Origin of the sequence: Bilophila sp. 4_1_30 (assembly GCF_000224655.1) — a bacterium.
GTDB lineage: Bacteria > Desulfobacterota > Desulfovibrionia > Desulfovibrionales > Desulfovibrionaceae > Bilophila > Bilophila wadsworthia.
In genome coordinates, this window is sequence record NZ_JH114236.1 from 71,721 (window position 1) to 82,079 (window position 10,359).

Here is a 10,359-nt window from a genome sequence, read left to right on the forward strand (position 1 = left end):
GCCTTCCTCCCCCTTCCCCAAACCCCCATCCCCTCCATCCCCAAAGACTTTTGTGTTTATCGAATCCCTGTCCGCAGCTTTCCTGGAACAAGTGACTGAAGAGTATCTTTTAGTGGGTGAGGATATAGAGTGAAGGAAGTATGGCGGGACATCAGGGAATCGCTGGGCAGAGGGCGTTTTGTCGGCTCGTTCCGGGATCGGTGGGTCTGGCTGGCTTTCCTGCTCGGCGGCATCGGGCTGCTGTTCCCTTCGGGCGGTCTGCCTCCGTTGTGGCGTCTGGCATTCGCGGCCATGACTGAGGAATTGGCGTACCGTGCCCTGCTCCAACGTCAGCTTGAGCAATGCGTACCGGGCAAATGGGGGCTGTTTACGGGCGGCATGTTGCTGACATCGGCCCTGTTCGCGCTTTCCCACCTGCCGACGCATACGCCCCTCATGGCGGCTTTGACGTTTTTCCCTTCGCTCGCCTTCGGGGCCCTCTGGACGCGCCACCGCTCGCTCTGGCTCTGCGCCGCCGTCCATTTCTGGTACAACCTGCTTTTTTTTCTCTAGAACCAGTTCATATCCCGTACGTGCGGATACCCGCCCGGCTTCGAAGAGGGACGCGATAAAAACGAAAGCATTGGAAGGGAAGGGTGCGGGGCCGCGCCGGCAACTTCGGGAAACGGAGGAGCCCCCTTTCCCAAGAAAGGTTCCCCTGCCTCCCCAATCGCCTCAGACCATGAACAATTCAACGCCGTGCTCGTGAATGAGATCCGCCCACTTCTTGTCGACAGGGCCGTCGGTGAACAGCGCGTTGATGTCGGAAAGGTGCGCGACGCGGACCATTGCTGGCCGCCCGAACTTGGATCGGTCGGTCACGAGGAACACGCGGCGGGAACATTCGATGATGGTACGGGCCACGGCGACTTCGCGGTAGTCGTAATCAAGCAGGTTGCCCTCCTCATCAATGCCGGAAATGCCGATGATGCCGTAGTCCACCCGGAACTCGCGGATAAAACGCTCGGCGCTGGCCCCGACGATGCCGTTGTCCCTGTGCCGCACCGTGCCGCAGGCGACCACCACGTCAAAGGAGGAATTGCGGGCGCAGATGGAAGCCACATTGATGCTGTTGGTCACCACGCGCAGGTTCTTGTGCTCAAGCAGGGCGCGCGCCGCCTCTTCGGTGGTGGTCCCGATATTGATGCACACGGAAACGCCGTCAGGGATGTGCGTCGCCAACAGGGCGCCGATGCGGCGCTTTTCTTCCTGGCAGATGCCCTTGCGCTCATCGTAGACGATGTTCTCCGAACCGGAAACCATGCCCGCCCCGCCGTGGAAGCGCTGCACTTTCCCCTCTTCGGCGAGCGCGTTGATGTCTTTACGAACCGTCTGCGGCGTCACTTCAAAATGCCGGGCCAGCTCCTCGATGGTCGCGTAGCCGCGGGCCGAAAGGAACTCCTGCAAGGCCTGATGACGAGCGGAAGTTTTGCTCATGTGTCCTCCCTGTGCTCCCCGCTTTTATCCTGTTCTTCCTTTTGGTTCAACAGGCTGTGGGGAAACGTCAAAGGCAATCCGGCTGGACAGGCGCACAAAGTCTCCGTATGGTAACGCGCTTTCCAACACTGATCCCCGGAATACTGCCATGCTCAACAAAAAATGTTTTGTTCTGGATCTCGACGGAACGGTCTACCTCGGCGATATCCCCATTCAGGAAACCGTCGACTTCATCCTCCGCCACTGGGACACCATCGATTTCCATTTCCTCAGCAACAATACGTCAAAGGCCCCGACAACCTATGTCAACAAGCTGACCCGGATGGGTATCCCGGCGACGCTTGACCGCATCCTTTCGCCGGTGACGCCGCTCATCGCCCACCTGCGGGCGAACGGCATCCGCACGGTGTACCCCGTGGGGAACCGTGACTTCGTGGCGTGCCTGCGTGAGCGTATGCCGGAACTGGACGTCCTCGGCTATGGCGTATCCGAAGGCGCGGAAGCCGTCGTGCTGGCGTACGACACCGAGCTCACCTACGAAAAGCTCACCCACGCGGCCCTGCTGCTGCAAAATCCGGAAGTCGCCTACCTCGCCACGCACCCGGATCTCGTCTGCCCTTCCCCGCAAGGGCCGCTCCCGGATGCGGGCAGCTTCATGTCGCTGTTTGAAACCGCTACGGGACGCCGCCCACAGCATATCTTCGGCAAACCCGACCCCGCCGTACTCGGTACGCTTCTTCAATCCTATGACAAGAAAGACATGGTCATGGTCGGCGACCGCCTGAGCACGGACAAGAAACTCGCCGAAAACGCGGGCATCGACTTCATCCTCGTCCTCAGCGGGGAAGCCAAGCTCAGCGACCTGCCCGGCCTCAAACGCCAGCCCACGTTGGTCGTGGATAACCTCGGCCAGCTGGAAAGCGCATAAGCGGAACACGATCCCGTCTATACGCACGGGGGAAGATCCCTGTACAGCACGCATATTGCGCATGCAAAAAGGCCGCTTTCACTGAGGAAGCGGCCTTTTCATACTGCCTTTCTGGAGCGTCAGCGGGCTATTCGGCATCCTTCTGAGCGGCGCGGGCGCTGTTCAGGGCGGCCTGAAGCTTGGCTTCGTCCTCGTGGGACAGCGAGGACTGGAGAACGGTCCCGCCTGTGCCGCGCAGGGCGTCGAGCACCTTGTCGGTGAGGTCGGAGTCGACCAAAACGAACAGGGCGGACGTGCCGGGCGTCAGCTTTTCAGCAAGCTGCTTCATGAAATCGTCGTTGATGCCCACGTCGCTCAGCGCACCGGCGACGGCTCCGGCTCCGGCTCCGACCACGAGGCCGAGCAGCGGATTCATGAAGATCAGGCCGATGAGCACGCCCCAGAAACCGCCGCCGACAGCGCCGCTGGCGGTCAGGTTGTACATCTGGTGCAGCTTCACCTTGCCGTTCTGCTTTTTTTCAACAACCACGGCGTCCTCAAGGGAAACCAGATACGACTTCTGCATTTTCAGGAACTGAAGGCGCACTTCCTCGGCCTTGAATTCCGTATCGTATGTCACAGCAATCAGTTTACGCATGGAAAAACCTCCTGATTCGTTTTGTACCTTGCGCAAAAGGTGCCGCGAACGCCGGGAAACCGCCATTATATATCCCTTTAGAGTTCTGAGAGCTTTGGGGCCGAACGGTTTCCTCAATGTTTTCAGAGAAGGGCGGACGCAAAAAATACGCCTCCGTCCGGCAGGGCACCAAGATCTCCAATGTCCCTTACCCTCCTTTTCCCAAACCAGAGGGAACGGATTCCGTTTTCCCAACCGCAAAAGGGGCCCACTGTCCGGGCTGTACCGGAGACGCCGCCGCAAACCATGTCCCCACACAGCATTGCCCCGATAAAAAGCGGGAACCCGGACGTTCTTTTCCTTGTCCGGCGCTTGATCATCTTTGAACTTTCTTGCATGGTAAAGGCGTAGCACGGAACGGCAAGCTCCGTGCGGGATCCTTTTCCATTGCAACAGGCTTGTTGCCATACAACAGCAAAGAGAACAAGGAGATGCGTTTCCCGCCGGGAGAACCGCGCTTGCACGCGCCGTTCCCTGCCCCTCCGGGCCGCCGCCTGCACGGGAAACGCCATCATATCCCGGAATATTATTCGGCAAAACGCATCCGCAGGAGGAGACATCCATGTCCGCTTACGCTGAAATCTGTTCCATGTTCGAACAACGGAGAAAAGTCGAAGAAGAATACGCCAGCGCGGCATACAGCCAGCTGCTGACCTTCGTGGAGCTTTTCGAATTTTACATCGGCTGCCAGCAACCGGATTTGGTGGTTCCCCTGCGCATCGACGAATGCTGCAACCCCTTGCCGGATCAGACCGCCCCTTTCCGCATCGTCGACAACAAAATGATCGCCGCCGTTTGTATCCGCACGGAGGACAAGAACGACTGCACATGGGTCCCTGTCAGCGTCAAGCCCATCTCGCTGGTGGAATGTTTCATGGAAATCGGCTATGGAACTGACCGCGTCAAGCAGTTCCACGTGAACTTCTCCTACGGCGCCATCGGCATCAAACAGACGAGCAGCGACAACGCGCTGTCCTACCTTGAAGCCATGTTCAAGGAAGAAGCCTCCTTTAATCCGTTCCACACCAAGGACGACACTAACGAAATCGGGTAGCGGCATGACCGGCGGGGCCTCTCGCGGCCGCCCCTGCCCGTCGGAAACGCCATGTCAGAACAAACCGAAAAGAAAATACTCTCTCCGGAACAGGCGGTGCAGGCCGCCTGCATCCTCTTCGAACTCAACACCCGTGAGCAGGACCTCCTCGAGATGGCCCAGCGAGCGGGTGTTCCCTGTGACGACGAAGCCTCCCGCAGGGCCCTCACCCGCGAATGGTACGGCTTCGTTCACGCCGCCGTGGTGTACGGCCTGATGGCACAGGCCTCCAACCAGGTCATGGCCGAATATCTGCGGAGCACCCGGACGTTGTTGTCGCAAATGGCCGGGTATACCCCCGAGCAGATCGAAAGCTTCATCGACGACACGTTTTCCAGCTATATCCGGCTGATGGCCCAGAACCAGCAGAAGCAGTGCCCCTCACTGTTTTACCAGCGGCTGGTCGGCGAAGGGGCCCTCGAAACCCTCCCTAAAGAGCGGGTCGCGTTCCTTTCCGGCATGATGGCGATCACCATGTGCGCCATCCTCGACAAGCTGGGGCAGTACGAATTTGGCGTTGAATAGGAGGTCCAGGGAAGGGGCCCCTTCTGGAGAAGGGTCCCCTCTCCCTCCCAATACTTTCAACGAATGGGGAGGCCACGCGACGGGAGTTCCGTTGGGCGGCTTTTTTCTTTGGAGTAGGAACACGCCGTATAACCCGTTGCTTCATAATGGATTGCATTGTGTCGAAGCTGTATTGATCCGGCTCTTCCCCCAAAAAGAATCCGCTGGACGCCGTTGCCAAAAGCACGGCTTGCGGCTATGCTTCGATCATGATTCCATCCTTCACAGACCGCCTCTTCTTTTCCCCATCCATAGCGGGCCGTTCCGTCCCGTGTGGTCTGTGCCCTCGCCTTACACCCGCAAACTGCCTTCCCCCCTGAGCATCTTACGTGCTCCGGTGAGGTGACACCGGACTTTTCCCCCATCCATGCGCATTCCATACCGAGTATGGAAGCGCCCCCGAGCAACTAGGGCTGCATGTCTTTAGGCGTGCGTTTCGTCCTGCCGCATCCTCACTCCATGCGTCAGGCTATCCTCTACTTGTATCTTGTGAGGACCCCATGAAAAAGTTCCTGCTCCCCGCTCTCGCCGCAACGCTTCTTCTGGCCGCCACCGCCGTGGCCGCCCCCCTTGATGCCTTTAAAGGCATGAAAGGCACTCTGGATATCGCCGGAGGCACCGCCCATATCCCGGTCATGAAGGAAGCCGCCAAACGCATCATGACCGCCAATCCCGACATCCGCATCACCGTGGCGGGCGGCGGTTCCGGCGTGGGCGTACAGCAGGTGGGCGAAGGGCTCGTCCAGATCGGCAACACGGGCCGCCCGCTGAAGGACAAGGAAATTGAAAAATTCGGCCTGAAAACATTCCCCTTCGCCATTGACGGCGTGGCCCTCGTGGTCAATCCCGCCAACAACGTGTCCGACATCACCGCCCAGCAGGCCGCCGACATCTACAACGGCAAGATCACCAACTGGAAGGAGCTCGGCGGAACCGACGCCCCCATCACCCTGTACACCCGCGAAGACGGCAGCGGCACCCGCGAGGTGTTCGTGGAGCGCGCGCTGAACAAGGGCTCCATCATGCAGTCCGCCAACGTGGTGAACTCCAACGGCGCAATGAAGACCGCCGTGGCGCAGGACAAGCAGTCCATCGGCTATGTGGGAATCGGGCATGTGGACAAGAACGTAAAGGCGCTCGTCTTCGACAAGATGGTCCCCTCGCAGGAAAACGCCTCCAACGGCACGTATAAAGTGACCCGCCTGCTGTTCATGAACACCAAGGGTGCCCCCGAAGGCATCACCAAAGCCTTCATCGACTACATCTACACCCCCGAAGGCACCGAAATCATCAAAAAGAGCGGCTACATCCCCACCGGCAGGCAATAACCCGCCCCAACACGGAAAGAATGGGGAGTCCACCTGCCTCCCCACCTTCCATGTTCACAATGCATTCATCCCCTGATGAACCATAGTGCCCGGCCTCGTGCACACTGGCGTTGGCGTCCTCTCCCCCCCCCAAAAAAACGGACGCCAACGCCGCCTTCCCCTTCCTTAGGGAAAAACGGCATCAGGGATCGATAACGGACGTCTCTGGAGGGGGAGGGGTGGGCGCGGGCAGTGCCGACCGTTTGGGGAGGGAAAAGAGCCCCTCCTCTCAGCCCCTCCCTTTCCCCAGCAGCCTTTCCATACACCTCAACACGGACAGCTTGATGGACACTTCACTCACGGAACGCGGCGGGCTCCCCCTGTTGGCGGCATGGCTGGCCGGGGCGTCCGTGTGCGCCGTCTTCGCCCTTATCGCCTGCTTCGCACTGCCCGTCGTGTTCAGCGCACAGGGGGGCCAGATATTCAACTGGGTCTGGCGCCCGGATACCCATGAATTCGGCATCCTGCCCATGATTGTAGGCTCGCTCCTGCTGTCCGTCTCCGCCCTGCTCCTGAGCTGGCCTCTCGCGGTCGGCGTGGCCTGCACCATACAGGACGGCGGAAAAAAACGCCTCTTCGGCGGCACCGTCGCGGGCATCATTCGGTTCATGACCACGATCCCCACCGTGGTTTACGGCTTCGCCGCCGTCTTCCTGCTTGTCCCCATCGTCCGCGAGGCCGCGGGGAAAGGTTCCGGCCTCTGCTGGCTCTCCGCAGCCCTGATGCTCGCCCTGCTCATCCTCCCCACGATGGTTCTGGTCATGGATTCGGCCATGCGGACGAAGGAAAGAAACGTCCGCATCACCGCCGCGGCCCTCGGCTTTACGCGCTCCCAAACGCTGGCCTGCCTCGTGCTCCCCGCCTCCCGGCGCTGGCTGCTTACGGCGGCCATCCTCGGTTTCGGGCGCGCCGTGGGCGATACGCTGATCCCGCTGATGCTCACGGGCAACGCCCCGCACGTGCCGGAATCCCTGTTCGGCAGCCTGCGGACGCTGACCGCGCACATGGGGCTCGTTACGGCCACCGAAGTGGGCGGCCCGGCATACAACTCCCTGTTTGTGGCGGGCGGGCTGCTCCTCCTCACCAGTGCCTGCGTCAGCCTCGCGTTGCGCAAGCTGGCATCCGAATCCGGCGAACAGCTCCCCGAGCCGCCCGCCCTCTGGAGACGGTATGCGCCTTCCGCCCTCCGCCCGTTGTCCATCGTTTCGGGAGCCATCGTCGCCTCCGCCATCGCGTGCCTGCTTGGATTCCTGCTGTATCGCGGCCTGCCCACGCTCGGGCCGTCCCTCCTCTTCGGAGACACCCCGCCGCTCCGCGCCCTGCTCGGAACCCTGCCCGTTTGGGACGGGATCTGGCCCGCCTGCGCCGGGACATTCTGCCTCATTATGACGACCATGCTCCTCGCCATCGGGCCCGGCATCGGCTGCGGCATCTATCTTGCCGAGTACGCCTCGCCTTCCATGAAACAAAGGTTCGGCGTGCTCATGGACATCCTCGCGGGCATACCATCCATCGTCATGGGGATTTTCGGCTTTACGCTCATCCTGTTCCTGCACCGCCTCGGCATCGCCGGAGCCAGCCCCGGCATCCTGCTCGCGGGCGGCTGCCTCGCCCTGCTGGTTCTGCCCTCGCTCGTGGTCACAACCCGGACGGCACTGGAAGGGCTACCCGCCTCCCTGCGCCTGACGGGGGTCGCGCTTGGGCTGACCCGCAGCCAGATAGTCCGCCACATCCTCGTGCCGCAAGCCAGCCGGGGCATCCTCGGCGGCATCATGCTGGCCATGGGCCGCGCCGCCGAAGACACGGCTGTCATCCTGCTGACCGGCGTGGTCGCCAACGCGGGCCTTCCGTCCGGCCTCGCCGTGCGCTTCGAGGCCCTGCCCTTCTTCATCTATTACACGGCGGCCCAATACCAGACGCCGGAAGAACTCGAACGCGGCTTCGGAGCCTCGCTGACGCTTCTGCTGCTTTCCGGGGGCCTTCTACTCGCCGCATGGTGGCTGCACGCCCGCTATCAACGCCGCAAGGACGCCTGTTCCCTGCGGGAGGGAGTTTCCGCATGACGCTGGCAGCACGCATCCGGCGGCTTTCCGTCGCCTTTCACGAACGCACGATCCTCCATGACATCACTCTGGACATCCCGGCCGAGGGCATAACCGTCCTGCTCGGGCGCTCCGGATCGGGCAAGACGACCTTCCTCCGCGCCCTGAACCGCCTGAACGAATGCCTGCCCGGATGCCGGACATCCGGCGAGGCCGAACTCCGTTTAGGCGGCGAACTCCGCCCGATCTATGCCGGACGCACCGGAGAGGCCGCACTCTCCGACCTGCGCCGCCGCGTGGGCATGGTCTTCCAGACGCCCAACATCCTGCCCGCCAGCATCCGGCAAAACATGCTGCTCCCCCTTCAACTGGCAACAGGATTCCCTGCCTCGGAATGGCAGGAACGGATGGAACGCAGCCTGACGGAGGTGGGGCTTTGGCAGGATGTCCGCTCACGCCTGCGGGAACCGGCTTCAATACTTTCAGGGGGGCAGCAGCAACGCCTCTGCCTTGCCCGCACGCTGGCGCTTGAGCCGGAAATGCTGCTCCTCGACGAACCCACGGCATCCCTCGATCCCGCAACAACCCATACCATTGAAAACTTGCTCCTCAGGCTGTCGGATCGCTATCCCATCCTTCTCGTCTCCCACGGGCTGCCGCAAGCCAAAAGAATGGCCTCGCGGATTGTCCTGTTTGGGAAAGGACATCTGCAAGGTATGCTTTTGCCCGACGAACTCCCCAACGAAGCAGAGATGAACCGCTTTTTCGACGGCGAGGACGCTGGAAACCATTAAGAGAAAAACGTACAGCTCCCCTTTTTCCGTCGAATGGAAATCTGCCTCGCCCTTAGTGCCCCACTTCTCCAACGTGTGGCCTCCACGATACAAAAAAACGCGCACCCCAACGGCTGCGCGTTTCTTCATTGCTTGTTGGCATCCCTTTACCACTGGTCTATCCACTCGCGCAAAAGCGCCTGTCCGGTTTCTTTGGCGCTTTCACCCGCACGTTTGGTCTCATCGCGCAGACGGCGAGGATCGATTGCGGCGCGGGCCAACTCACAGGCATGTCCGACAAACCATCTTTCCAGCTTATCCGCATCGGCCTCCGGATGGAACTGCAATGCCAGCACATGATTGCCCATGCGGAATGCCTGGTGCGGGGTCACGGGGGTGGAGGCCAGCAGTTCGGCACCTTCGGGCAGATCAAACGTATCTCCATGCCAATGCAGGACCGGACGGTAACCATCAAGAAAACGCAAAGGCGACTTTCTGCCCGCTTCGGTGAGTTCCACGCCGCCCCAGCCGATTTCCTTGCCCTTGCCGGGGTATACGCGGGACTTGAGCACGGAGGCAATAAGCTGCGCCCCCAGGCAGATGCCGAGCAACGGCTTTTGTGATTCCAGACGCTTCCTGATGAGATCTTTTTCATCCTTGAGAAACGGATAGAGCACCTGATCATAAACCCCGATGGCGCCTCCGAGGACCACGGCGAGATCAGCGTTCAGCCATTCCTCTTCGGTAGGCGGTTCGTCTACCGGGCAATATCGAATGGCAAACCCTTTTTCTTCCAGCACAGGCGCGAAAGTACCCAGATCTTCAAAGGCGACATGCTGCATAACCAGACACTGTTTCATAATGATACGCCTCCTGCGCCGCGCGCCCTTATCCCCCAGACCGCACAGGCTTTTCATTTAGATTCTATTGATTTTACTCCATTTGGCAAGTCTCATTCAGGTTCTTTTTCCACCGGGAGGCCATTCCTCTCTGGTTTTCCGGTTTCCTTTTCTCTATGCTGTGCCCCACGGCAGCATCTCAGGCCAGCCCGCAACCCGCACAATCCAAAGGACATCATTCTATGAATCGCATTCTGGTCATGCACGGCGTCAACCTCAATCTGTTTGGCAAGCGCGATCCCAAACATTACGGGACGGAAACGCTCGAAGACATCAACGGCAAACTTTCCGCACTCGCCGGGGAGCTTGGGGTGGAGGTTTCGTTTTTTCAGTCAAACTATGAAGGCGCGTTCGTGGAACGGATTCACGAGGCACACGGGGACGGCACGGCTGGCATCGTGCTCAACGCGGGAGCGTGGACCCATTACAGCTACGCCATCATGGATGCGCTGGCGAGTCTTGAGCATTCCGGCCGTGGAAGTGCACATGTCCAACGTCCACGCCCGCGAAGCCTTCCGCCACTTCTCCGTGCTTTCTGCCG

General features: G+C 60.5%; 10 protein-coding genes and 2 pseudogenes. 9 read left to right on the top strand and 3 right to left on the bottom strand.

Going from position 1 to position 10,359, the window contains the following annotated elements; all coding sequences use genetic code 11:
- Positions 1-129: 129 nt before the first annotated feature.
- Positions 130-552 carry a JDVT-CTERM system glutamic-type intramembrane protease gene (locus HMPREF0178_RS18770; protein WP_009369145.1) on the top strand — a complete coding sequence of 141 codons (423 nt, stop codon included), beginning with the start codon at positions 130-132 and terminating at the stop codon, positions 550-552.
- A gap of 162 nt (positions 553-714) precedes the next feature.
- On the opposite strand, the gene HMPREF0178_RS18775 is transcribed toward HMPREF0178_RS18770, so the two are convergent.
- On the bottom strand, positions 715-1,476 hold the full coding sequence (locus HMPREF0178_RS18775) for a DeoR/GlpR family DNA-binding transcription regulator (protein WP_009369146.1): 762 nt from the start codon (positions 1,474-1,476) through the stop codon (positions 715-717).
- Between the two features lie 148 nt (positions 1,477-1,624).
- Between HMPREF0178_RS18775 and HMPREF0178_RS18780 the strand changes: the two genes are divergently transcribed.
- Positions 1,625-2,404 (top strand): HAD-IIA family hydrolase, encoded by a 780-nt coding sequence (locus HMPREF0178_RS18780; protein WP_009369147.1) that lies wholly within the window; start codon positions 1,625-1,627, stop codon positions 2,402-2,404.
- Between the two features lie 127 nt (positions 2,405-2,531).
- On the opposite strand, the gene HMPREF0178_RS18785 is transcribed toward HMPREF0178_RS18780, so the two are convergent.
- Positions 2,532-3,041 (bottom strand): DUF1269 domain-containing protein, encoded by a 510-nt coding sequence (locus tag HMPREF0178_RS18785; protein WP_005025835.1) that lies wholly within the window; start codon positions 3,039-3,041, stop codon positions 2,532-2,534.
- Positions 3,042-3,642: 601 nt separating this feature from the next.
- Here HMPREF0178_RS18785 and HMPREF0178_RS18795 point away from each other — a divergent pair.
- From HMPREF0178_RS18795 to HMPREF0178_RS18815, 5 genes are all read left to right on the top strand, one after another.
- The gene (locus HMPREF0178_RS18795; protein WP_005025833.1) at positions 3,643-4,134 is read left to right on the top strand and encodes a hypothetical protein; all 492 of its coding nucleotides are present in this window, start codon (positions 3,643-3,645) and stop codon (positions 4,132-4,134) included.
- Positions 4,135-4,185: 51 nt separating this feature from the next.
- Positions 4,186-4,698 carry a hypothetical protein gene (locus tag HMPREF0178_RS18800; RefSeq protein WP_009369148.1) on the top strand — a complete coding sequence of 171 codons (513 nt, stop codon included), beginning with the start codon at positions 4,186-4,188 and terminating at the stop codon, positions 4,696-4,698.
- Between the two features lie 539 nt (positions 4,699-5,237).
- Positions 5,238-6,065, top strand: a complete 828-nt coding sequence (locus HMPREF0178_RS18805; protein ID WP_009369149.1) for a phosphate ABC transporter substrate-binding protein — start codon at positions 5,238-5,240, stop codon at positions 6,063-6,065.
- 323 nt (positions 6,066-6,388) lie between these two features.
- The gene (locus HMPREF0178_RS23140) at positions 6,389-8,167 is read left to right on the top strand and encodes an ABC transporter permease subunit (RefSeq protein ID WP_369737748.1); all 1,779 of its coding nucleotides are present in this window, start codon (positions 6,389-6,391) and stop codon (positions 8,165-8,167) included.
- Positions 8,164-8,940, top strand: coding sequence for a phosphate ABC transporter ATP-binding protein (locus HMPREF0178_RS18815; protein WP_009369151.1), 777 nt, complete (start codon positions 8,164-8,166; stop codon positions 8,938-8,940). The genes HMPREF0178_RS23140 and HMPREF0178_RS18815 overlap by 4 nt, the downstream gene beginning before the upstream one ends.
- Before the next feature lie 146 nt (positions 8,941-9,086).
- Here HMPREF0178_RS18815 and HMPREF0178_RS18820 read toward each other — a convergent pair whose 3' ends face one another.
- The gene (locus HMPREF0178_RS18820; protein ID WP_009369152.1) at positions 9,087-9,779 is read right to left on the bottom strand and encodes a glutamine amidotransferase; all 693 of its coding nucleotides are present in this window, start codon (positions 9,777-9,779) and stop codon (positions 9,087-9,089) included.
- Between the two features lie 239 nt (positions 9,780-10,018).
- Here HMPREF0178_RS18820 and HMPREF0178_RS22880 point away from each other — a divergent pair.
- Positions 10,019-10,216 (top strand): annotated as a pseudogene (locus tag HMPREF0178_RS22880) (type II 3-dehydroquinate dehydratase); the annotation flags it as partial.
- Between the two features lie 88 nt (positions 10,217-10,304).
- Positions 10,305-10,359: pseudogene (locus tag HMPREF0178_RS22885) on the top strand (3-dehydroquinate dehydratase); the annotation flags it as partial.